This is a genomic window from Kitasatospora sp. MBT66, assembly GCF_000710405.2.
Classification (GTDB): domain Bacteria; phylum Actinomycetota; class Actinomycetes; order Streptomycetales; family Streptomycetaceae; genus Kitasatospora; species Kitasatospora purpeofusca.
The window spans coordinates 343581-365452 of record NZ_JAIY01000010.1; the positions used below are offsets into that span (position 1 = coordinate 343581).

Annotated in this window: 20 protein-coding genes; 5 read left to right on the forward strand and 15 right to left on the reverse strand. The window is 74.3% G+C overall.

What is annotated here, in order from left to right; genetic code table 11:
- Window positions 1-120: 120 nt before the first annotated feature.
- From BI06_RS26185 to BI06_RS26195, 3 genes are all read right to left on the reverse strand, one after another.
- A complete protein-coding gene (locus tag BI06_RS26185) occupies window positions 121-717 on the reverse strand; it encodes a TetR/AcrR family transcriptional regulator (protein WP_030391083.1) in 597 nt (198 codons plus the stop codon).
- A gap of 159 nt (window positions 718-876) precedes the next feature.
- Entirely contained in the window at window positions 877-3468 is a 2592-nt protein-coding gene (locus tag BI06_RS26190; RefSeq protein WP_233290294.1) for a collagenase, read from the reverse strand.
- A gap of 286 nt (window positions 3469-3754) precedes the next feature.
- Entirely contained in the window at window positions 3755-4327 is a 573-nt protein-coding gene (locus tag BI06_RS26195) for a DoxX family protein (RefSeq protein ID WP_043472035.1), read from the reverse strand.
- Between the two features lie 195 nt (window positions 4328-4522).
- Here BI06_RS26195 and BI06_RS26200 point away from each other — a divergent pair, with 195 nt between their 5' ends.
- Window positions 4523-5119: a TIGR03086 family metal-binding protein gene (locus tag BI06_RS26200; protein ID WP_030391086.1), complete on the forward strand. Its 597-nt coding sequence runs from the start codon at window positions 4523-4525 to the stop codon at window positions 5117-5119.
- Window positions 5120-5268: 149 nt separating this feature from the next.
- Complete coding sequence (locus BI06_RS26205; RefSeq protein WP_043472037.1) at window positions 5269-5724, forward strand: hemerythrin domain-containing protein; 456 nt, start codon at window positions 5269-5271, stop codon at window positions 5722-5724.
- Between the two features lie 21 nt (window positions 5725-5745).
- On the opposite strand, the gene BI06_RS26210 is transcribed toward BI06_RS26205, so the two are convergent.
- The 12 genes from BI06_RS26210 to BI06_RS26265 all read right to left on the reverse strand — a co-directional run bounded on the left by BI06_RS26210 (window position 5746) and on the right by BI06_RS26265 (window position 18435).
- Window positions 5746-6552 carry a VOC family protein gene (locus BI06_RS26210; RefSeq protein ID WP_107113408.1) on the reverse strand — a complete coding sequence of 269 codons (807 nt, stop codon included), beginning with the start codon at window positions 6550-6552 and terminating at the stop codon, window positions 5746-5748.
- A gap of 262 nt (window positions 6553-6814) precedes the next feature.
- Window positions 6815-8287, reverse strand: a complete 1473-nt coding sequence (locus tag BI06_RS26215; RefSeq protein WP_233290295.1) for an ABC transporter ATP-binding protein — start codon at window positions 8285-8287, stop codon at window positions 6815-6817.
- The gene (locus tag BI06_RS26220) at window positions 8284-9105 is read right to left on the reverse strand and encodes an ABC transporter permease subunit (RefSeq protein WP_043472039.1); all 822 of its coding nucleotides are present in this window, start codon (window positions 9103-9105) and stop codon (window positions 8284-8286) included. The genes BI06_RS26215 and BI06_RS26220 overlap by 4 nt, the downstream gene beginning before the upstream one ends.
- Entirely contained in the window at window positions 9102-9302 is a 201-nt protein-coding gene (locus BI06_RS52540; RefSeq protein WP_043472041.1) for a hypothetical protein, read from the reverse strand. The genes BI06_RS26220 and BI06_RS52540 overlap by 4 nt, the downstream gene beginning before the upstream one ends.
- Window positions 9299-10246, reverse strand: a complete 948-nt coding sequence (locus BI06_RS26230; protein WP_233290296.1) for an ABC transporter permease — start codon at window positions 10244-10246, stop codon at window positions 9299-9301. The genes BI06_RS52540 and BI06_RS26230 overlap by 4 nt, the downstream gene beginning before the upstream one ends.
- Complete coding sequence (locus BI06_RS26235; protein WP_043472044.1) at window positions 10243-11805, reverse strand: ABC transporter substrate-binding protein; 1563 nt, start codon at window positions 11803-11805, stop codon at window positions 10243-10245. Before BI06_RS26235 ends, BI06_RS26230 begins: the two co-directional genes overlap by 4 nt.
- Before the next feature lie 5 nt (window positions 11806-11810).
- The gene (locus BI06_RS26240) at window positions 11811-12683 is read right to left on the reverse strand and encodes a class I SAM-dependent methyltransferase (RefSeq protein WP_051741865.1); all 873 of its coding nucleotides are present in this window, start codon (window positions 12681-12683) and stop codon (window positions 11811-11813) included.
- Complete coding sequence (locus BI06_RS26245) at window positions 12680-13885, reverse strand: MFS transporter (RefSeq protein ID WP_030391095.1); 1206 nt, start codon at window positions 13883-13885, stop codon at window positions 12680-12682. The genes BI06_RS26240 and BI06_RS26245 overlap by 4 nt, the downstream gene beginning before the upstream one ends.
- A complete protein-coding gene (locus BI06_RS26250) occupies window positions 13882-15027 on the reverse strand; it encodes a dipeptide epimerase (RefSeq protein ID WP_063764103.1) in 1146 nt (381 codons plus the stop codon). The genes BI06_RS26245 and BI06_RS26250 overlap by 4 nt, the downstream gene beginning before the upstream one ends.
- Window positions 15024-16175: a PLP-dependent cysteine synthase family protein gene (locus BI06_RS26255; protein WP_369826257.1), complete on the reverse strand. Its 1152-nt coding sequence runs from the start codon at window positions 16173-16175 to the stop codon at window positions 15024-15026. The genes BI06_RS26250 and BI06_RS26255 overlap by 4 nt, the downstream gene beginning before the upstream one ends.
- A 5-nt stretch (window positions 16176-16180) precedes the next feature.
- A complete protein-coding gene (locus BI06_RS26260) occupies window positions 16181-17077 on the reverse strand; it encodes a Rossmann-like domain-containing protein (RefSeq protein ID WP_082558690.1) in 897 nt (298 codons plus the stop codon).
- Window positions 17074-18435, reverse strand: coding sequence for an ATP-grasp domain-containing protein (locus BI06_RS26265; RefSeq protein WP_082558691.1), 1362 nt, complete (start codon window positions 18433-18435; stop codon window positions 17074-17076). The genes BI06_RS26260 and BI06_RS26265 overlap by 4 nt, the downstream gene beginning before the upstream one ends.
- Window positions 18436-18603: 168 nt before the next feature.
- Between BI06_RS26265 and BI06_RS26270 the strand changes: the two genes are divergently transcribed.
- From BI06_RS26270 to BI06_RS26280, 3 genes are all read left to right on the forward strand, one after another.
- Entirely contained in the window at window positions 18604-19194 is a 591-nt protein-coding gene (locus BI06_RS26270) for a GNAT family N-acetyltransferase (protein WP_051741867.1), read from the forward strand.
- A 197-nt stretch (window positions 19195-19391) separates the two neighbouring features.
- Window positions 19392-20057: a TetR/AcrR family transcriptional regulator gene (locus BI06_RS26275; RefSeq protein ID WP_030391101.1), complete on the forward strand. Its 666-nt coding sequence runs from the start codon at window positions 19392-19394 to the stop codon at window positions 20055-20057.
- 99 nt (window positions 20058-20156) lie between these two features.
- Window positions 20157-21689 carry an MFS transporter gene (locus tag BI06_RS26280; RefSeq protein ID WP_030391102.1) on the forward strand — a complete coding sequence of 511 codons (1533 nt, stop codon included), beginning with the start codon at window positions 20157-20159 and terminating at the stop codon, window positions 21687-21689.
- Window positions 21690-21872 lie beyond the last annotated feature (183 nt).

Here is a 21872-nt window from a genome sequence, read left to right on the forward strand (position 1 = left end):
TTTGGATAGATCAGTACAGAATGAGGGCAGGCGTGGGCACACCCCGGAGCGAGCCGCACGGAGCGAGCCGCACGGAGCGAGCCGCGCGGGACAGGCCGGGACGGATCAGGCCGGGACGGATCAGGGAGTGAGGGCGTCCAGGGCGGTGGCGGCCACGGCCTCGACGGCGACCCGGTCGGCCCCGCCCTTGGCGGCGACCCGCATGCCGCCGATCACCGCGTTGACGAAACGGGCCAGCTCCTCCGGCGCCCGCCGGGCGGCGATCGCGCCCGCCAGCTGCCCGGCGGCGATCGCGGCCCGCAGCGCGGCGAGCCGCACCTCCTGGTCGCGGACCAGCATCGCGTCCGCCTCCGGGTCGCGGCCGGCCAGCTCCACCACGGTGTTCACGGTCAGACAGCCGATACTGCGACCCTCCGGGCGGTGCTCGAACTCCGTCTCGACGATCCGCGCGAGCAGGACCCGGATCCGCTCCAGCGGCGGCAGTTCCGGATCCTCCAGCAGCTCGATCTGCGGGACGGTCATCAGCTCGATGTAGCGGGCCAGGGACCGCTTGAACAGGTCGTGCTTGCTGCTGAACGTGTTGTAGATGCTGCTCCGCCCGAGACCGGTCGCCTCGCAGAGGTCCTGCGTGGAGGTGGCCTCGTAGCCGTTCGCCCAGAACGCGTGCATCGCCGCGTCGAGCGCCCGGCCCTCGTCGAAGGTGCGCGGTCTCGCCATGGCAGCACGTTAGCCTTTTTGGACCGGTCGGTGCAATACCGGTGCGGTCGCTCCGGGGCCGGACGCGGGGAGGCCCCCGACGGCGCGCCGCTCGCGCGCCGCCGGGGGCCTCCGGGTGTTTCCGAGTGCTTCCGTGCTTCCGGGATCGGAACTCCGGTGTCAGTACTCGGCCTTGATGTTCGCGCCGGAGAAGGCCTGCTGGCCGTAGAGGCTCAGGAAGACGTAGCCGGCCGGCGGGTTGGTGATGGTCAGGGTCTCGGTGTTGTTGCTCGCATTGGTGGACTTGGCGGTGTACGAGTTGGTGTACGCCCAGTTGGTGGCGTTGTAGTAGAGGTCCGCGTTGCCGGTACCGCCCGTGCTGGTGAGCTTCAGCTGCTTCACCCCGGCCGGGAGGTACAGGTAGAAGTGCGCGTAGTTGCCGGTGGCCGCCGAGAGGTTGCTGCGGCGGCAGTTCTTGTCCAGCTGCCGGGTGTCGGTGCCGGAGCACTCCGGCAGGCCCGCCACGGTGACGTTCTGCTTGGCGCTCGCGGTCGCGCCCTTGTCGTCGGTCACGGTGAGGGTGACGGTGTAGGTGCCGGCCTTGGTGTACCACTTGGTCGGGTTGGCGGTGGTCGCGGTGGTGCCGTCGCCGAAGTCCCAGGCGTAGGCGGCGATCTTGCCGTCCGAGTCGGTGGAGCGGTTGACGAAGGTGACGCCCAGCTCGCCGATCGAGGTGGTGAAGGCGGCGGTGGGCGGCTGGTTGCCGGGCGGGTTGGTGCTGCCGGAGCAGGCACCGGCCGCGCAGCGGGTCAGCCAGGCGTCGAAGTCGGCGTCGTAGCGGGTGCCGATGGTGGTCTTGAGGACGGTGCGGGCACCGTTCCAGTCACCGGCGCGGTACTTGGCGAGCACGGCGTCGAGGTCGGCGCGGTGCTGCTCCAGCATGTAGCGCACCGCGAGGTAGCCCCAGCGGTAGGTGCGCTCCGTGTTGGTGTTCTCGTAGGTGGTGTCGAACAGCGTGGAGAGCTTGTAGGTGTGCAGGCCCGCCGCGGAGATCGCCGCGTCGTAGTTGACCTTGCGATAGGAGTAGGAGACGTACTCCGCGAAGCCCTCGATCCACCAGATGGTCGGGGTCGTCACGCCGGCGTCGAAGTCGCCGTACATGTCGAACCGGCCGTCGAGGTAGTGGGTGTACTCGTGATTGAGGTTCCACACCTGGAAGTCCGGGCGCGCCCACTCGGCCTCGTAGGCGAGGAAGCGCGGCTGGTTGCCGACCTCGTTGGGCTTGCCCTCCAGGTACATGCCGCCGTTGTCGGTGTTGATGCCGTAGATGGAGGCGGCGAACACCCCGTAGTCGAAGGAGCTGTGGAAGACCACGACCTCGATGGTGGTGTTCCGGTCGTCCGCGACCGGGCCGTTGTCCTTGGCCACGCCGTGGAAGTACGCGTCCTGGCCGGTCAGGCTGGTGCAGGCGGTCGCCAGCTGGGTGGAGTCCAGCGCCTGGGCGAGGATCCGGATGCTCGGGCTGCAGGTGTAGTTGACCGTCAGGACAGCCGACTTGAGCCGGGCGGCGGCGTCACAGGTCCCGTAGTACGAGCAGTTGCCCTTGTCGTAGGCGTCGGACATCTCGGCGACGGCGGCCCACTGGTAGGCGGTGTTGCCGCTGGGCGAGGAGCGGTCGACCAGCCCCTTCAGCAGCGGGCGCACCTTGGACTGGAGCGCCGGGTACTGCACGAAGCGGCCCAGCTCGCGGGTGGCGTTGTAGACCAGGAAGGTGTAGTCGCCGCCGAGCAGGCCGCTGTTGGCGGACGCGAAGGAGTAGAGCGCGTCGAGCACGCTCGGGTCGGCCGCCACCGCGTCGACGAAACCGGTGGTCTGGTGGCCGCGCCACAGCACGGTGAACACGCTGTTCAGCGCGTTGCCCATGTTGGTCGGGTTGTGGGTGGCGGCGTCGTAGGCGCCCAGCAGCCGCTTCACCACGGGGAGGTAGCGGACGTTCTCCTGCGCGCTGTCGATCAGGGTGATCGCCTCGCCGAGGGTGCCGGCGTTGGCGGAGGTGACGTCGCGGGAGTGCGCGCTGTTGAAGAAACTGTCCAGCGCGCCGCGGATCGAGCTCTGCAGGGCGGTGCCGTAGGTGCCGACGTCAGTGGCGTGGTACCACTGCACGAAGTAGCCGGCCCGCAGGAAGAGCACCAACTGGCCGGTGGAGGTGGAGTTGTCGCCCGGGTAGGCGGCGGCGTTGTCGCGCAGGGCGTCGGCCACCGAGACCATCTGGGCCTCGCGGAAGGCGCCGCGCGCGTCGGTGCCGACCAGGTTGAACAGGCTGTTGATGCAGCCGAGGTCGGCGGCCTTGACCGCCTGGACCAGGGCGCTGCCGGTGCGACCGGTGAAGTCCGGGATGTTGCAAGCCTGTTCGGCGAGGGCCTTGGGGGCGGCCGCGCCGAAGGTCTTGACGATCTCGGCCTGCCGGTGGGCCGCCGACGGGATGTCGGAGCGGTCCGGGGAGGCGGTCGAGAACGGGGCGCGGTCGCGGGCCGGGACCGACTCGTTCCTGCCGCCCGAGTCGGGGGTGTCACCGACGGCGGGCCTCGGGGCGAGCCCGGCCGGGCCGGTCGAGGTGGCGGCGGGAGAGCCGCCGCCGAAGTCCGGACGGGTCTTGTCGGTGGTCGCCTGGGCGCGCGGGGCGAACAGGCCGACCGTCACGAACAGCGCCAGGATCAGCGCCAGGACCTTTGCGACGTGCGGTATTTGCGTTAAAGAACGTGCGCTTCTCACGTGGGGGCCTCCGGGCCTTCGTCGGTCGCGTGGGGGCGCGGCCGGTGCGGTAATGAGGGCCGTTGTGGCGCACCGTTGGGGCGGTGGCGCCGAACACCGTTGGGGAGTGTGACATGTACAATGGCATACATCACAAAGCCGGGGAACCCTCGGAACGGACAATCTCCGGCAACTGCCCCGCCTGCACAGGAAATTCACCGTTCGACCACGGAACGGCGAAGGCCGCCGGTCGGTGGACCGGCGGCCTTCGCGGGGAGTCACGGCCTCAACGGCCATTCACCGATGGTCAGTTGCGGGCCAGGAGCACGGCGCCCGCAGTGACGAGGGCGAGCACCACGGCGGCCGCCCCGTAGCTCAGCCGGTGCGCGCGCACCACCGGCAGGTAGCGGTCCGCGGCGTAGCGGCCGGGGCCGGTCAGGGCGAGCGCCGCCGCGGCGGCGATCAGCAGGAGTTCGTACTCGCTGCCGCCCTTGGCGGCGAAGAAGGTGCTGCTCCAGGTGACGGCCAGGGCGTTCAGCATGGTGCCGAGGATCGCGGCGGCGGCCAGCGGGGTCAGCAGGCCGACGGCGAGCGCCAGTCCGCCGCCGGCCTCGGTGAGGCCGGCCACGACGGCCATGACCTTCGGCGCGGGGTAGCCCTTCGCCTCGAAGAACTGTCCGGTGCCGTCGATGCCGCCGCCGCCGAACCAGCCGAACAGCTTCTGGCTGCCGTGCGCGGCCATGGTCAGGCCGAGGGCCACCCGCAGCAGCAGGAGGCCGACGTCGTAGGCGTGCGGGGAGGTGGTCACCGATCCGGGGGCCGACCCGGATGCGGAAAGGGGGGTGGTGGCGGCGGTCGTGCTCGGGCTGCTGCTCGGCATGCGCGTCTCCATCAGAAAGGGGGGTTCGTCGATACCGGCCGAATCTGTTTGTTCAAATTCGAACCAGCTGGGGTGTGTCGACCGTACCTGGAAGTTTGAATTTGAACAACCGGCCGAACCGAGGATATTGGCGTGGCCGGGTCACAAGTGGTGTAGACCGGCGTACGGAAGTGCGCGACGGGGCACGCTCAGGACATGGCACATCGCAACGAACACCGGCGGCCGGCCGACCGGGGCACCCCGCACGCCGAGGCCCTCGCCGCCTTCACCGAACGGATCCGGCTGGTCACCCCCGACCAGTGGGACGCGCCCACCCCGTGCACCGACTGGAGCGTCCGCGACCTGGTCAACCACCTCACCGGCGAGCAGCTCTGGGTGCCCGAACTGCTGATGGGCGCGACGATCTCCGAGGTCGGCGGCCGCTTCGACGGCGACGTCCTCGGCGACGACCCGGTCGCCGCCTGGACGGCCGCCGCCGACGCCGCCCGCGAGGCCTTCGCCGTCCCCGGCGCCACCGAGCTCACCGTCCACCTCTCCTTCGGCGACGTCCCGGGCCAGTACTACCTGGACCAGCTCACCACCGACGCCGTGGTCCACAGCTGGGACCTCGCCGAGGGCATCGGGAGGCGCACCCGGCTCCCGGCGGAGCTCGTGGACTTCGCGCTCGCCGAGTTCTCCGGCTACGGGGACCTCTCCGGCAGCGGACTGTTCGATCCGCCGCTCCCGGTGGCCGGGGACGCCGGGCCGCAGACCCGGCTGCTGGCCCTCGCCGGGCGGCGGGACCACCCCTGAGCGGGCAGCGCCGCGGGGGCCTCGGGCCGGTGGTGGCACGGGCCCGTCCTCGGACGGGTCCGGCGGAGGCCCCGGTTCGCCGGGCGGCGCCGGATACTGGAGGTGTCGGGGGGCGCACCGGACGTCGACGGAGAAGAGGCGGGCGCGCCATGAGCCGCAGGCCGGACATCCTGGGTGAGTTCACCGCGGAGCACCGCGCGGTGGAGGAACTGCTCGTCCGGATCGAGGCCGGCCGGGCCGAGGAACGGGCACCCGGAGTGCTGCTGGACCAGCTCACCGACCTGCTGCTCAGCCACTGCGCGGCCGAGGAGGAACACCTCTTCCCGGTCGTCCAGCACGATGTGCCGGACGGTGGCGCGGTGGTGTTCCGGTGCATCCACGACCACCTCGCGATCGGCCAGTACCTCGCCGACCTGCAGGCCCTCCCCTCCGGCGACCCCGCGCTGGGCATCCTGCTGAACGGACTCACCGAGCTGCTGCGGCGGCACCTGGCGACCGAGGAGAAGCAGCTCTTCACCGCCGCCCGCAAGGCCCTGCCGGCCGCCGAGCGGGCCGCGCTCGGCGAACGGCTGCGGGCCGATCGGGCGGAGATCGCCGGGGACTAGGGAGGTGTTCGACCGGCGCGGTCAGGGCTTGGCGCTGATCACCGCGAAGCGGCCGCCCTCCGGATCCTGCAGCCTGGCCACCCGCCCGTACGGCGAGTCGAAGGCCTGACCGAGCACGCTGCCGCCGAGCCGCTCCGCCCGGAGCAGCGCCTCGTCGGTGTCCGGCACCGAGAAGGAGACCTCCCAGTGCGGGGACAGCCCCGTCGGCCCGCCCGCCTGCTCCCGGGCCAGCGCGGCGACGCTGTGCCCCTCCGCCCGCAGCACCACCCGGTCGTGCTCCCAGCGGACCTCGAAGCGCTCCGGGTCGCGGCCGTCCCAGCGGAACACCTCGCCGTAGAAGAGCGCCGCCGCGAACGGGTCCGGGGTGCGCAGCTCGATCCAGACCGGGGCGCCCAGCAGGTCCAGCCGCCGGGCCCGGCCCGGCGGGCCCTCCCAGATGCCGAACACCGCACCCGCCGGGTCGGCCGCGAACGCCAGCCGGCCGGCGTCGAAGGACAGCGGACCGACCGCGAGGGTCGCCCCGCGCTCGCGCACCGCGTCGGCGGCCGCATCGGCGCTCTCGGTGCCGAAGTAACTGGTCCAGGCGACGGGCATGTCCCAGCCGCCGCCCGCCACGCCGACCCCGGCCACCGCCTCGCCGCCGACCACCGCGTGCACGTACGGGCCGAAGCGGTCCGGGCCCGGCTCGAACTCCCAGCCCAGCAGCGGCCCGTAGAAGGCACGGGCGGTGTCGAGGTCGCGGGCCATCAGGCTCACCCAGCAGGGGACGGCCGCCACGCAGCGCACCTCGGCCGTCGAACCGTCGCTCGTCGAACCGTCGCTGCCCATCGCGCACCACCTCCGAGATCCCGGCCGCCGGGCCCCTCCCGACTCCCACGGCCGTCCGGCCGTCCGGGCGGGTTCAGCCTAGGACGTGTCCGACAAATCGTGCTGCACCACGCGCGCGGGGGTGGGTGTGGGGCCGGTGCGGTGGTGGTGAGGAGGATGGGAGGACCGAGCGCTCCGGCCGGGGCTCACCCGGCCGGAGCGCTCGGCGACCTGGGCGTTCCCGACCCGGTCGACGCGCGGGTGCGGAGGGCGGCCGGCGGTGCTACCCGGGCGGGGCGGTGTCCTGTCGCCCGAACGGGTGAGCCGTGGAGGCGGGGTGCAGCCGGCCGTCGGCCAGGGTGGCCACCCGGTCGGCCAGGGCGTCGACGGCCGCCGGATCGTGGGAGACGAACAGGAGCGCCAGACCCGCCCGGTCCCGACGGTCGGCGAGGTGGGCCAGAATCGAGGCCCGGGTGTCCGCATCCAGTCCTGCGGTGATCTCGTCGCACACCAGCACCGCCGGGCCGACGATCAACGCCCGCGCCAGTGAGGCCCGTTGAAGCTCGCCACCGGACAGGCCGGCGGGCGGGCGGGCGGCCTTCGCCGGATCGAGGCCGAGTGCGGCGAGCAGGGCGGCGGACTCCGCCCCGGCTTCCGACGGGGTGCGGCCGCGCAGCCGCACGGACGCCCGGGCGACCTGGTCGATCACCGGGCGGTGGTCCGCGAACGCCGACCGGGCGTCCTGAAAGACGTACTGCACGGCCGCCAGCCGCCGCCGTCCGCGCTGCCGGACGCTGCGCGGCAGCGGCTCGCCGTCCAGCAGGACCGTGCCCTCGTGGCGCGGGTGCAGCCCCGCCAGGCAGCGGCCGAGGGTGGTCTTGCCGCTGCCCGTGCGGCCGGTGAGGGCCAGGCACTCCCCCGCCCGCAGGCTCAGCCCGACCTCGTGCAGCACCACCGCGCCGCCGGGGTGGCGGGCGGTGAGGCCCGTGACGTCGAGCCGGACCGGCGCGGCCGCACCCGAAGTCGGGGCCGGGACCGGTGCCGGGACCGGTGCGGACCGGGCCGGGGGCACCACCGGGCGGGCGGGTACGCGCAGGACCTCGTCGGGCGGGCCCACCCGCACCGCGCGGCCGTCGGCGAGCAGCACCACCTCGTCGGCCGACTCCCGGACCAGGTCCAGGTCGTGGCTGAGCAGCAGCAGCCCGGTGCCGCGCGCGGCGAGTCGGCGGAACAGGGCGGCCAACCGGCGCGCGGCGGCCGGGTCCTGGCCGGTGGTGGGTTCGTCGGCGACGATCACCCGTGCTCCGGTGAGCAACGCCTGGGCGAGCACCAGCCGTTGCTGCTGGCCGCCGGAGAGCTGGTGCGGGTAGCGGCGCAGCAGGCCCTCCACCTCGGACAGTTCGGTGTCGTGGAGCGCGCGCCGGACCGCCTCCGGGCCGCCGCCGTGCACCCTGGCGAGGTCGCGGAGCAGGACGCCCGCCCGACGGGCCGGGTTGAGCACCGTTCCGGGGTGCTGGGGCACATGGCCGACCGGGGCACCGCCCGCCCCGGCGAGGGAGACGGTGCCGGACACCCGGGCGCCCTCGGGGTACGCGCCCAGCAGGGCGAGCGCGGTCGTCGTCTTACCGCTGCCGGACGGACCCACCAGGGCCGTCACCCGGCCGGCGCGCACCCGCAGCGACACCCCGTCCACCAGGACCCGGGGGCCGATCCGCACCCGCAGGCCGTCCACGGCGGCCAGCTCCGGCCCACTCACGCGGCGGCCCCCGGTCCGCACCGGCCCGCTCCCGAACCGCGCCCGCGCGGCCGGGCCAGTGCCGTGTCGAACAGCAGATTGGTGCCGGTCGACAGCCCGGCCACCAGCAGTGCCGGGACGACCACCGCCCAGGGCTGCAGGAACAGCCCCGCCCGGTTGCGGTCCACCATCACCGCCCAGTCGGCGGTGTCCGGCCGCACCCCGACGCCGAGGAAGGCCGCCGTCGCCACCAGGTACAGGGCGCCCACCAGACGGGTGCCCGCGTCGGCGGCCAGGGTGCGGCGGATCGTCCGGGCGACCTGCCCGAAGGCGATCCGCCACCAGGACTCGCCGTGCAGCCGCAGCGCCTCGACCACCGGGCGGGACGCCGCCGCCACCGCCGCCGCGTGCGCGACCCGGGCGATGTCCGGTACCGCCGTCAACCCGACCAGCACGGCCAGTCCGACCGGTCCCGGCTCCGCGGCGGTGGCCACCAGCAGGACCAGGAGCAGCGCCGGTACGGCGATCAGCACGTCCAGGGGCCGCAGCAGCAGCTCCTCGACCCAGGTCCGCCCGGTCAGTGAGGCGGCCAGCGCGAGCGGCAGCGCCAGCGCGTAGCCGAGGACGGTCGCGGCGACCGCCACCAGCACCACCGGGCGCCCTCCGAGCAGGACCTGGCGCAGGACGTCGCGGCCGGCGAAGTCGGTGCCGAGCCAGTGTCCGGCGCCCGCCGTGAACGAGACCCCGCGCGGCCCCGGCCCGCCCGCCAGCAGCGGCCCGCCGAGGGCGAGCAGCAGCGGCACGGCGACCAGGCCGAGCCCGAGCGCGTAGCGCCTCACGGTGCCACCGAGGCCCTCGCCCGGCGGCGCCCGGCGGCGGACCAGCCGACCCGGCGGACCAGCCACCGGCAGCGCCGGGCGAGGGCCCGGCAGACGCCGCAGTCGCAGCGACGGGCGGTGAGGTGGTCGGCAGGTCCGCGGTCGGGCCGGCGGCCGACGGGACGGTGGAGCCGGGTGGCACGGGGCAGGGCGGTCATACGGCGACTTCCGTTCGGGGGGCGAGGCGGCGGGCGGCGAGGTCGGCGGCGAGGTTCAGCAGGACGGTCACGGTGCCGAACAGCACCGCCAGGCCCTGGACCACCGGCACGTCACGGGCCGCGACGGCGTCCAGCAGCACGGTGCCGAGCCCGGGGACCACGAACAGCGCCTCCGCCACGATCACCCCGCAGAGCAGCCACTCGGTGGTGCGGGCGAGGTGCTGCACCACCGGGGCGAGGGCGTTGGGCAGCGCGTGGCCGAGCCGGACCCGGTGCGGCGGGACTCCGCAGCGCAGCGCGTGGACGGCGTACGGGGCCGCCATGGCGTCGAGCAGCCCGGCCCGGACCAGCCGCGCGGTCGAGCAGACCGGGCGGGCCAGCAGCACCACGACCGGCAGCACCAGCACGGCGGGCTGCCGGCCGATCCCGCCGACGGCGGTCGGCGGGAGCCAGCCCAGCCACAGCGCGAAGACCCCCGTCAGCAGCACGCCCAGGGCGAACTCCGGTACCGCGTAGACCGCGAGGGTCACTGTGCTGACAGCGCGGTCCAGCGGTCCGCCCTCCCGCCGGGCGGCGAGCAGCCCGAGGCCGACCGCCGCCGGGACGAGCAGAGTCAGGGTGAGCGCGGCCAGCAGCAGGGTCGGGCCGAGGGCCTCGGCCAGGTGGTCGGCGACCGGGCGCCCGCCGACCAGGGAGCGGCCCAGGTCGCCGTGCGCCAGCTCCCCCGCCCAGTCGGCGAAGCGCTCCACCGCCGGGCGGTCCAGCCGCAGCGCGGCCCGCAGCGCGGCGATCCGCGCCGGGTCGGGGTCGTCCCCCGCGGCGACCACGGCGGCGTCGCCGGGGAGCGCCTCAGTGAGCACGAAGACCAGGACCGGGACGGCCGCGATCTGCCCGGCGCCGAGCAGCAGCCGGCGCCGCACCCAGCCGCGCGACGTGGCCGTCACGCCAGCCGGACCTTGTCGAACCTGGCCCAGTCGAGGGTGTTGGCCGGGGCGTCCGCCGCCACGCCGTGCAGCCGCGGGGCGTGGCCGACGATCCAGTCGGCGAAGCCCCACACCAGTAGTCCGCCCTCGTCGAACAGCCGGCGCTGCATCCGCTCGTAGAGGGCGGTGCGGGCCGCCGGATCGGCCGTGGACTGGGCCTGGGTGTAGAGGTCGTCGAAGTCGGGGCGGCGCCAGTGGGTGGCGTTGGTGGTGGAGCCGGAGAGCAGCCGCTGCGAGATGTGCGACTCGATCGGCATCGCGCCGGAACGGAAGGAGGCGAGCACCCCGCCGTCCAGGATGTCCTTCCAGTAGGTGTCCTTGTTGCCGACCCGCACGTCGATCGTGACTCCGGCCCGCGCCGCCTGGTCCTTGAGGATGCCCGCCGCCTCGACCAGCCCGGCCGCGACCGGCGAGGTGTCGAGGGTGACCCGCAGCCCCTCGGCGCCGGCCTCGCGCAGCAGCGCGCGGGCCCGGTCGAGGTCCCGGGTTCGCTGCGGCAGACCCGCCGGGTAGTACTGACTGCCCTTGCCGAACAGGTCGTTGCCGATCTCGCCGGCACCGGAGAGCGCGCCGTCGACCAGCTCCTGCCGGTCGACCAGGTGGAAGAACGCCTGTCGGACCCGGGGGTCGTCGAACGGCGGCCGGTCGGTCTTCATGACGAAGCCCTGCATGGCGCTGTTGCGCAGCCGGACGATGCCGATCCGCCCTCCGGACGCATGGGCGCGGGCGGTGGCCGGCGCCAACTCGTGGGCGTACTCGGCCTGCCCGGCCAGCAGGGCGTTGGCGCGGGCGGACTCCTCGGCGGCCGCGAGGATCTCCAGCTCGTCGATGTGCGGAGCGCCGTCCCAGTACCCGTCGAAGCGGCGCAGCAGCAGGGAGCGGCCGGGCTCGAAGGAGACGAAGGAGAAGGGCCCGGAGCCGACCGGCGCCCGGAAGTCCTCGGTGCCCTCCGGAACGATGTAGGCGCCGAACGCGGCCAGGACGTTGGGGAATTCGGCGCACGGGCGGTTCAGCCGGAACTCCACGGTGCGCGGGTCGGTGGCCCGGCTCCCGGCGAGGTCGATCGGTTCGAGCGAGGCCCGGGCCCGGAACGCCCGCCCGGGGTCGGCTATTCGGCGGTAGCTGTACAGGACGTCGGCGGCGGTGACCGGTCGGCCGTCGTGGAAGGCCGCCTCGCGCAGCCGGACGGTCCAGACGTCGAGGCCCGGGCCCGGCTCCCAGCCGCTGGCGAGCCGGGGGACGGCGGCGAGGTCGGGGCCCCAGTCGGCGAGCTTGTCGTGGAGCGCCTTGGCGCGGGCGGCGTCGGCGAAGAGGTTGACCCGGTGCGGGTCGAGGGTCTCGTCGGCGCCGCCGCCGGCGAACAGGGCGCGCAGCCGGCCGCCGCGCCGGGGGGTGGCGGCGTCCGGTTCGCGGTCGGCGGCGGCCGTGCCGCCCGGGGCGGAACAGGCGGCGAGGGCGAGCGCCGCGCCGGAGGCGGAGGCGGCGGTGAGCAGGGTGCGGCGGGCGAGTGGGCGGGGCATCGGGGTCAACTTCCCTTTCGGGCAGGGGGTTCGAGCCGGGCGACCAGGTGCAGCCGGTCGCCGTCGGCGCTGTCGGGGGTGCCGGGGGTGCAGGAGGTGTCGCCGGTCCCGGCGGCCCCGACGTCGTCCGTCCACGGGGGGTCGGTGCGCGGGCCGGGCCGGTCGTGCAGGGCGAGGACGGTGAAGCCGTGGTGGGCGAGCAGATGGCGCAGCTCCTGCGGGAAGAGCAGCCGCCAGGCGGAGTGCTGCTCGACCGGCGGCGCGCCGTCGTCCCCGGCCCAGCTGCGGGTGCGGCGCAGGAGTTGGGCGGCGTGGTCGATCCAGAGCACGGTGCGCGAGGTGAGCGTGATGCCCTCGTGGGTGATGCTGTCCAGCCTCGGCGCGTCGAGGAGTTCGGTGCGCCCGAGGAAGAAGGCACCGTTGCGCATCTCGGCGACCAGCAGTCCGCCGGGGCGCAGATGGCGGCGGATCCGGCCGAAGAGGGCGTCGAGGTCCTCGTTGGTGTGGCAGTGGAGCAGTGCGCTGTCCAGGCAGAGCACCGCGTCGAACCGCCCGGGCAGCGTGAAGTCCCGCATGTCGCCGATGTGGTAGGCCGGTCCGGGGTGGCGGGCGCGGGCGTGGGCGATCATCTCCGGCGAGCTGTCCAGGCCGGTGACGGTGCGCCCGGCGACGCGGTGCAGCCATCCCGCGTCCCGCCCGGTGCCGCAGCCGAGGTCGAGCACCTCGGGCCCGGCGCCGTGGGCGCGGAGCATCGCCTCGGCCCATCGGGCGGCGGTGGACTCCGGGTCGGGGAACCGCAGTTCGTAGAGTTCCGGACGGTCGGTGAGCAGGTTCCGGTGGGTCCCGGCGGGGGGCGGCGGGGTCGGGCGGCGGTTCATCGGGCCTCGCTGGGGAGAGGGCGGGCGGGGGCGGGGAGCCGCCCGGTGCGGTGCAGCCGGGCGAGCGCGGTGGCGGAGGCGAGGCCGAGGCCGGCGCAGAGCAGCCAGGGTGCGGTGGCGGCGCTGTCCATGGCCCGGCCGACCAGGGTGTTGCCGAGCGCCGCGGCGAAGCCGGAGACCACGTAGTACAGGCCGTAGTAGGTGCCGGTCAGGCCGTCGCGCCCGAAGGCCGGGATCAGGGCGAGGACGAAGGGCTGCGCGATCATCAGCCCGAGCTGGAGCAGCAGGACACCGCCGAGGACGCCGGGCAGGCCCGGTGCGGCGAGCGGCAGCAGGAAGCCGGTGGCAGCGACGGCGAGGCCGAGCGGGATCCAGCGGGAGGGCTGGCCGTGCAGCTGCAGGCGGGTGGTGATGCGCAGTTGCAGGGTCAGGTTGGCGAGGGTCGCGGTCAGGAAGACCAGGCTGACGGCGCCCTCCCAGCCGGTGGCGCGGCGCGCCGCGTCGGGCAGCAGCAGGTAGAGCTGGCTCTCCATGCCGAACAGGCCGACCATGCCCAGGGAGAAGGCCAGGAACCGCCGGTCCGAGGCCACTTCGCGCCAGTCGGCGAGCACCCCGCGCGGGGCGGGCTCGGCGGCGCGCTCGGGCAGGGCGAAGGCCTGGGCGACGGTGAGGACGGCGAAGACGCCGGCCGCGGTGAGCGCGGCGGTCCGGAAGTCCACCAGCAGCAGGACGGTGCCGATCAGCGGGCCGGCCAGCGCGCCGGTGGTGGCGAACACCGAGAACAGCGCGAACGCCTCGGCCCTGCGGTCCGCCGCCTCGCGTGCGACGTAGGTGCGCACGGCCGGGTTGAACAGCGCACCTGCCAGCCCGCTGAGGGCGGAGGCGGCGAGCAGCACGCCGAGGGTGTCGCCGAGCGCGAACAGGCCGAAGCCGACGCTGCGCAGCGCGCACCCGGCGATGATGACGCGACGCGCACCGAGCCGGTCGGCGGCCGAGCCGCCGAGGATGAACAGGCCCTGCTGGCTGAGGTTGCGCAGCCCGAGCACGGTGCCGACGGCGAGCGCGGACAGGCCGAGGTCGTGCCCGAGGTGCCCGGCCAGGTACGGGATCAGCAGGTAGAAACCGGTGTTGACGCCGAGCTGGTTGACCAGCAGCAGCCGTACGGGCAGGGGGAAGGTCCGTACGGCGCGCAGTATTCTCACCGGCCGGCCGCCGGACGGGCCTCGGCGAACGACCCGGCGCGGCCTTCGGGCGCGGGAGCCCCGGACCCGGGGGCCGGGACGTCGGGAACGGGAGCGGGAGCGTCGGGCGCGGGCAGCACGCCGAGGCCGGCCCGGTCCGGGGTGCGGACGGTTCCGTCGGCGCCGCCGATGCCCTGCCAGGGGTCGTGGGCGAGCAGCAGGTGGCCGTCGAGGTCGAGCCAGCGGGCCCGGTCGGCGAGGTGGACGGCGGGCGCGATGCCCAGCGAACTCGCCACCAGGCAGCCGAGCATCAGCTCGGTGCCGCTGCCGCGCAGGGCCTCGGCGATGCGCAGCACCTGGTGGACGCCGCCGCACTTGGCGAGCTTGAGGTTGACGCCCTGGACCCGACCGGCGAGCCGGCACGCGTCCTCGTGGTCGACGGCGTCCTCGTCGGCGATCACCGGGATCGGCGAGCGCTCGGCGACGGCGGCGAGCGCGTCGGGGTCGCCCGGGGCGATCGGCTGCTCGACGGCCTCGACCCCGGTGGCGGCGAAGGCGGGCAGCAGCCGGAGGGCCTCGGCCGGGGTCCAGGCGCCGTTGGGGTCGAGCAGCAGCCGGGCCCCGGGCGCGGCCTCATGGACGGCCCGGACCCGGACCAGGTCGAGGCCGGGGTCGGCGCTGCCGGCCTTGATCTTGATCACGGTGAAGCCCGCGTCGGCGAGCCGGGCCGCCTGGACGGCGGCGCGGGCGGGCGGCTCGATGCCGATGGTGCGGGCGGTGACGGCGGCGACCGGGTCGGCCCGGCCGAGGAGGCGGTGGACGGGTTCGCCGGCCCGCTTGCCGACCAGGTCCAGCAGGGCGGCCTCGACGGCGGCCAGCACGCCCGGCGGCAGCGCGGCGAACGGGGCCGCACCGGAGGACAGGTCGGCGAGGGCCTGCTCGGGGTCCTGATGGCGCTCCAGCACGGGCCGCAGCAAGGCGAGTTCATGGTGGATCCGGTGGGTGGGCAGGCCCAGGTGGAGGCTACTGACCACCTCGCCGTGGCCGGTCAGCCCGCCGTGGCCGAGGGCGAGCCGGACCGCGTCCCGCTCGGTGGTCACCGAGCGGGAGATGCGCAGCGGTGTGGCCAGGCGGAGCCGTCCGGTACGGATGTCGAGCCTCATCGGTCCTCCTCGGTGCGGGCGGGTCCGGCGGCGGCCGGGACTGTGACGACGGCGGAAGCGGGGGCGGGGGCGGTGACGACGGCGGAGGCGGTGACGGGTGCCGTCCGGCCGGTGCTGCAGCGGGCCCAGCCACTGACCTCGACGGCCGCCGGGTGCGGGATCTCGATCGGGCGCGGCGCGGCCCGCTCGGCGTCCAGACCGTGCCGCCGGCAGAACGCGTCGTCGTACACCGTGCCGAGGTAGCGGTGCGGGCCGTCGGGGAAGACGGTGGCCACGGCGGCGCCCGGATGGACCCGGGCGGCCCAGGCCGAGACCAGGGCGACCGCGCCGGTGGACCAGCCGCCGCTGACGAACGCACCCCGGGCCAGCCGCCGGCATGCGTCCACCGCTTCCGCCGGGCCGACCCAGTGCACCTCGTCGAAGGCCTGGTGGGCGACGTTGCGCGGGTGGATCGAGCTGCCCAGGCCGCGCATCAGCCGGGGCCGGGCGGGCTGGCCGAAGATGGTGGAGCCGACCGAGTCGACGCCGATGATCCGCAGCCGGGGCCAGCGGCGGCGCAGGGCCTCGGCGAGCCCCGCACTGTGCCCGCCGGTGCCGACACTGCACACCAGCACGTCGAGGTGGTCGAGCTCGGCGGTGATCTCCTGGGCCATCGCCCGGTAGCCGGCCGCGTTGTCGGGGTTGTTGTACTGGTCGGGCCAGTAGGCGTCGGGCAGCAGGTCGAGCACGGCGCGCAGCCGGGCGAGCCGGGCCGCCTGCCAGCCGCCGTGCCGGGCCGGCCGCTCGACCAGCTCCAGCCGGGCACCGTAGGCGTGCAGCAACTGCCGCATGGACGGTTCGAGTTCGCTGTCGCCGACCAGCACGACCGGGTGCCCGAGGGCCTGCCCGGCGAAGGCCAGGCCGACCCCCATGGTGCCCGAGGTGGACTCCACCACCGTGGCGCCGGGGCGGAGTTCGCCGCGCGCGTGGGCACCGCGCAGCATGGCGACGGCCGAGCGGGCCTTCATGCCACCCGCGCCCAGCCCCTCCAGCTTGGCCCAGAAGCCCGGGTGCGGGTGCGGCAGCGGGGTGGTGATGCGGGTCAGCGGGGTGCCGCCGAGCAGCGGGAGCAGGTCCGGATTGCCCAGCGCGGCCCCCGGGTCGAGCAGGGCGGTCACCGGGCCGCACCCCCTCGGCCCGTCGGGCCGCCGTAGAGGTGGACCACGGTGGGGCCGCCGTCGAGCCAGAAGAAGGGGTAGGGCTCGGCGCTGACGGCAGTGACGCCGTCCCCCAGCAGTCGGGGCAGCACCGCGCTGCCGGTCTGGGCGAACAGCACCAAGGGCTTGCCGGTGGCGCGGGCGTGCGTGAGCAGTGGATCGAGCGAGCCATTGCCCAGGGTCATGCCGGAGGCGAGCACGGCGTCGCAGTCGTCGAGGTGGGCGAGGGCGTCGGTGCGCACCGGTTCGTCCCACTCGGTGGTACCGCCCTTGAGGTCACAGGGAACGTACTCCGTTCCGCGCGAACGGAGCTGCTCCAGGAGCGAGTTGACGACTCCGACAACCAGCACCCGGCGGACGCCGGCGAGCGGCAGCAGTCCCACCACGGCGGCGGCGCGGGCGCGGGACTTCGCCAGCGAGGAGCCCGCGGGCAGGGAGACCGGGCGGGCGCCCTCGGCCGGCCCGTGCGGGCGGCAGTGGCCGAGATAGGCGTCCAGCGCGGCGACCCGGACGGCGACGCGGGGGTGGTCGAGCAGTTCGTCGACGGTGGCGCCGACGCAGTCGGTGAGGGTGTCGGCGGAGAGGTCGCCCGGCTCGACGGCACAGGAGCCGACGGCGGCGCCGAGCCGCAGACTGAGCGCCTCGTTGCGGTAGCCGCGGGCGCGGCCGGCGTGCCGGACGGCTTGGGCGGTGGTGAAGGCGAGCGCGATCCGCAGGGAGGCCGGGTCGGGCCCGTACGCCCCCGTACGGGCCCGCCCGGTGATCAGGTCGAGCGCGGGGGTGTCCGCGCCCGGGGGGACACCGGCACCCGGAGGGGCGACGGCGGTGCCGGTGGTGGCGACGGCGACGCTCATGCGAGCACCCCTGCGGGTGCGGCCGCGACGGGTGCGATCCCTGCGGGTGCGACCGCGTCGGCGTCGCCGGAGGCGTGCTCGACGGCCGCCTCGGCACCCGTCGCCGTGAGGCGCGGCGTGAGCCCGGCCAGCAGCCGCTCGGCCGCGCCGCGGGCCCCGGCCCCCACGCTGTCGGCGGTCATGACGTGCCCGAGGTACTCGTTGTTACTGGTCGCCGGCCGGACCTCGCGGCCCGCCCCGGCGAGCGCGAGCTCGACCACCGCCGGGTCGCGCCGCACCGCGTCCTCGCCGTCGAAGCCGTCCAGCAGTCCGGCCTGCCCGCCCTCGGGGACGAGGAAGGCGATCGCCGCACTGGTGACCCCGGTCGGGTGGACGGCCAGGTCGGGCCGGCGGCCGAGGGCCACGTCGACGGCGGCGGCCGCGAGGTCGACGCCGGTGACCCGCCGGACCAGCTCGGTGATCCGGTTCCCGGCCGGACGCGGGTTGACCTCGACCACGCGGGGCCCGCTCGGGGTCAGCTTGATCTCGGTGTGCGCGACGACCTGGTCAAGTCCGAGCGCGGCCAGCGCGGCGAGGGCCGTGTCGGCGGCGGCCCCGGCCTCGGCCGGCTCCAGGGCGGCCGGGAACATGTGCCCGGTCTCGACGAACGCGGGCGCCCCGGCGACGCTCTTGTCGGTGATCCCGACGACGTGCGCGGCGCCGCCCGCCGAGACCGTCTCGACGCTGACCTCGGGCCCGGTGAGCAGTTCCTCCAGCAGTACCACCGGCTCCCGGCGCTGGCCGCGCGCGTTGACCGGGAACCCCTCCAGGGCCCGGAGCGCGACCAGGAGCTCGGTCTCGTCGACGACCTCACGGACGAACATCCCGGCGCACAGGTCGACCGGCTTGACCACCAGCGGGTAGCCGATCGCCCGCGCGGCGGCCCGGGCCTGCTCGCGGTCGGTACAGAGCGCGTACGCGGGCCCGGGGACGCCGGCCTCGGCGAGCTTCCGCCGGGTGAGGTCCTTGCGGCAGGCGGCCTCGACCGCCTCGGGGGCGGCCCCGGGCAGGACGAGTCGGTGGGCCACCCGTGCGACCTGGGGGAGGTAGTAGTCGCAGGAGGAGAGCACCCCGTCGAAGCCCAGCAGGCCGTGCAGCCGCTCGGCGTACGGGAGCAGCACTGCCGCGTCGTTGGTGTCGACGGTGAGGATGTTCTCCGCCGCGAGCAGCGGGTGCGGGCCGTCGACGGGGGCGGCGCGCAGGTAGTGGTGCAGGTCGCGGGTGAGGAAGGTGAAGCGGTGGCCGCCCTCCCCCAGGGCCCTCGGCAGCAGCCTGCTCATGGAGCCGACCCAGCTCTCGATCACCAGCAGATGCGCCACGGTTCTCCCCTTCGACGGACACGACGATCGGTGGACAGGCAGGACGGTAACGGGATTCGTTTTCATTTTCAACACGCCGGACCGCACTTCCGCCGACGCATCAGATGAAAGTGGTTTTCATGTACGCTGACCATCACCCTCCCGCCCCACCTTCGGTCGGAGTTTCTGATGCAGCGTCAACTTCCTTATGCAATCCGCCATGCCGTGCCGGAGGACGTTCCCGGGGCGCGCCGACTGATCCTCGACACCTTCTACCGCGAGTTCGGCTACGGCTACGTGCCCGAGTGGCACGCCGATGTGGTCGACCTCCAGGGGTACTACCTGGACCACCCCCGGCACGCCCTGCTGGTCGCCGTCCACGCCGGGGAGGTGGTCGCCACCACCGCGCTGCACTCCACCGGGCCGCTCCACCCGCCGCACCCGCGCGAGGTCGCCGAGCGCTACCCCTCGGGGACCACCGCCCAGCTGGTCCGGGTGTACGTCCGAGCGGAACACCGGCGGCAGGGCCTGGCCCGCGAACTCGTCGAGCGCGCCCGCGCGTTCGCCGCGGCGGAGGGCGGCTACCGGCGGCTTTACCTGCACACCAACACCGCGATCCCGGGCGCCGAGCCGTTCTGGCGCAGCCTCGCCGAGGAGGTCCACGACGCCCGTCCGACCGGCGAGCACGGCCCCGGTGTGGCCACCGTCCACTTCGAGATCCCGCTGCACCGGCCCGTCCGCACCGGGACGGGCACCGGCTCCCGGATCGCGGTGGGGTGACCCTTCGGCCCCGGTCCGTCCCGCGGTGGCGGCGCGGCCGGTCGTGACGGTGGCGGATGCCGCCGACACGGACCGTGATGTGACTCAGGTCACACGGAAGCGTGAAATTTCCGGGGAGCGATTCCCCGTTTAGCCCTTCGTAGGACTAAGCGGGGAGTTTCTCCCCGGAACTTGTATGCTTCGGGAGGAGCAGAGCCGTGAGCACCGCCGCCACCCGGCCGACCCCGACCACGGAACCGGCCCGCACGCCCCGACTGCGTGCGGACGCCAGCCGCAACCGTGAGCGGATCGTGCTGGCGGCCCGGGACGCGTTCGTCGAGCACGGCGCCGAGGCGCCGCTGGACGAAATTGCGAAGCGGGCGGGCGTCGGAAACGCTACGCTCTACCGGAACTTCCCCACCAGGGCGGCACTGATCCGCGAGGTGGCACTGCTCGTCAAGAACCGCATCGTGGCGATCGCCGAGCGGGCCGCCACCGAGGCCGCCGGCCCGTTCGACGCCCTGGAGCGGTTCGCCCACGAGACGGTCGACGAGAAGGTCGGCGCGCTCTGCCCGATGCTCACCAACCGGGTCGACCTGAACGATCCGGACCTGGCGGAGGCACGCGAGCGCCTGTTGGCGGTCGTCGGCGATCTGCTGGACCGGGCGAAGGCGGCGGGCGAGATCCGTCCGGACGTCGCCCACGGTGACCTGTTCATCGCGCTCAGCCAGCTGACCCGCCCGCTGCCGGGCACCTCGTGCCACATCCTGGAGGGATTCGTCCACCGGCACCTGCAACTGTTCCTGGACGGCATGCGGGCGCCCGCCCGTTCGACACTGCCCGGCCGGGCCGCGACCTTCGAGGACTTCCACGGCGACCACTGATCCGACGCGTCCGCCGACGTTCTTCTCCCCTTAACCCGTTGTCCCTTGCACCGCACCGCACGTCTTCCGCACACCTCGCACCGTGAAGTGAGTACCTCCATGTCAAAAACCGATGCCCTGCCCGCCGTTCAGCCTGATCCGAGGCGCTGGAAGGCCCTGATATTCATCGGCCTCGCGCAGCTGATGGTCGTCCTGGACGCCACCATCGTGAACATCGCGCTGCCGTCCGCCCAGAAGGACCTGGGCATCACCGACGGCAACCGCCAGTGGGTGATCACCGCGTACGCGCTGGCCTTCGGCGGGCTGCTGCTGTTCGGTGGCCGGGTGGCCGACCTGTGGGGGCGCAAGCGCACCTTCATCGTCGGTCTGACCGGCTTCGCGCTGGCCTCCGCGCTCGGCGGCGCCGCCGCCAACACCGCGATGCTGCTCGGCGCCCGCGCCCTCCAGGGTGTCTTCGGCGCCCTGCTCGCCCCGGCCGCGCTCTCGCTGCTGGCGGTCATGTTCACCGAGGCCAAGGAGCGCGCCAAGGCGTTCGGCATCTACGGCGCCATCGCCGGTGGTGGCGGTGCGATCGGTCTGATCCTCGGCGGTCTGCTGACCGAGTACATGAACTGGCGCTGGACCTTCTTCGTCAACATCCCGTTCGCCGTGGTCGCCGCCGTCGGCGCCGTCATGGTGATCCGCGAGCCCGCCGAGGGCCGCAACCGCAACCGTCTCGACGTGCCCGGCGTGCTGCTGGTCACCACCGGTCTGGTCGCGCTGGTCTACGGCTTCACCCGGGCCGAGTCGGACGGCTGGAGCTCGGGCATGACGATCGGCCTGTTCGTCGCCGCCGCGCTGCTGCTGGCCGCGTTCGTCCTGGTCGAGAGCAAGGTCAAGGCACCGCTGCTGCCGCTGCGCGTCGTGCTGGACCGCAACCGCGGCGGGGTCTACCTGTCGCTGGGCCTGGCCGTGATCGGCATGTTCGGTCTCTTCCTCTTCCTGACCTACTACCTGCAGATCGTGCTCGACTACAGCCCGGTGCTGACCGGCGTGGCCTTCCTGCCGATGGTGGCGGGCATGATCACCGGCTCCACCCAGATCGGCGCCCGCCTGATGACCCGCGTCCCGGCGCGGTACCTGATGGCGCCCGGCTTCCTGCTGGCCTCGGTCGGCATGCTGATCCTGACCCAGATCGACCTGGACACCTCCTACCCGGCGCTGATCCTGCCCGGTCTGGTCCTGATGGGCCTCGGCATGGGCACCGCGTTCATGCCGGCGATGAGCCTCGCCACGCACGGCGTCCAGCCGCGCGACGCGGGCGTGGCCTCCGCCATGGTCAACACCTCGCAGCAGGTCGGCGGCGCCATCGGCACCGCGCTGCTGAACACCATCGCGGCCAGCGCCACCACCACCTGGCTGGCGGCCCACGCCGGCGAGGCCACCAACCCGGCCGCCGCGAAGGCGGTGCAGTTCGGGGGCATGGTGCACGGCTTCTCGACCGCTATCTGGTGGTCCTTCGGGATCCTGGCCCTGGCGGCCGTGCTGGCCTTCGTCCTGATCAACGCCGGTCGCCCCGGGACCGGCGGCGCCGGCGAGGGCTCCGGCGAGGGTGCGGCGGACGCCAACCAGGTGCCGGTGCTGGTGCACTGACCCTGGTGGGGTAGTCGCGACGGTGCGAGACGGCCCGTCCGGTGTCTTCAGGACACCGGGCGGGCCGCTCGCCGTTTCCGGGGTCCTTCGGATTGCCCGGCGGTGTCGCCTGCGTCTGCGTCTGCGCGTGTGCCGTGCCTGCGCCGTTCGGGTGGGATTCCCCGTCGTCGGCGAGCGGCACCC

What these genes read in the sequence shown, in the direction of transcription:
- BI06_RS26185 (WP_030391083.1), bottom strand. Translation starts at nt 717, where the DNA reads ATGGCGAGACCGCGCACCTTCGACGAGGGCCGGGCGCTCGACGCGGCG.
- BI06_RS26195 (WP_043472035.1), bottom strand. Translation starts at nt 4,327, where the DNA reads ATGCCGAGCAGCAGCCCGAGCACGACCGCCGCCACCACCCCCCTTTCC.
- BI06_RS26200 (WP_030391086.1), top strand. Translation starts at nt 4,523, where the DNA reads ATGGCACATCGCAACGAACACCGGCGGCCGGCCGACCGGGGCACCCCG.
- BI06_RS26205 (WP_043472037.1), top strand. Translation starts at nt 5,269, where the DNA reads ATGAGCCGCAGGCCGGACATCCTGGGTGAGTTCACCGCGGAGCACCGC.
- BI06_RS26210 (WP_107113408.1), bottom strand. Translation starts at nt 6,552, where the DNA reads ATGGGCAGCGACGGTTCGACGAGCGACGGTTCGACGGCCGAGGTGCGC.
- BI06_RS52540 (WP_043472041.1), bottom strand. Translation starts at nt 9,302, where the DNA reads ATGACCGCCCTGCCCCGTGCCACCCGGCTCCACCGTCCCGTCGGCCGC.
- BI06_RS26235 (WP_043472044.1), bottom strand. Translation starts at nt 11,805, where the DNA reads ATGCCCCGCCCACTCGCCCGCCGCACCCTGCTCACCGCCGCCTCCGCC.
- BI06_RS26240 (WP_051741865.1), bottom strand. Translation starts at nt 12,683, where the DNA reads ATGAACCGCCGCCCGACCCCGCCGCCCCCCGCCGGGACCCACCGGAAC.
- BI06_RS26250 (WP_063764103.1), bottom strand. Translation starts at nt 15,027, where the DNA reads ATGAGGCTCGACATCCGTACCGGACGGCTCCGCCTGGCCACACCGCTG.
- BI06_RS26260 (WP_082558690.1), bottom strand. Translation starts at nt 17,077, where the DNA reads ATGAGCGTCGCCGTCGCCACCACCGGCACCGCCGTCGCCCCTCCGGGT.
- BI06_RS26270 (WP_051741867.1), top strand. Translation starts at nt 18,604, where the DNA reads ATGCAGCGTCAACTTCCTTATGCAATCCGCCATGCCGTGCCGGAGGAC.
- BI06_RS26280 (WP_030391102.1), top strand. Translation starts at nt 20,157, where the DNA reads ATGTCAAAAACCGATGCCCTGCCCGCCGTTCAGCCTGATCCGAGGCGC.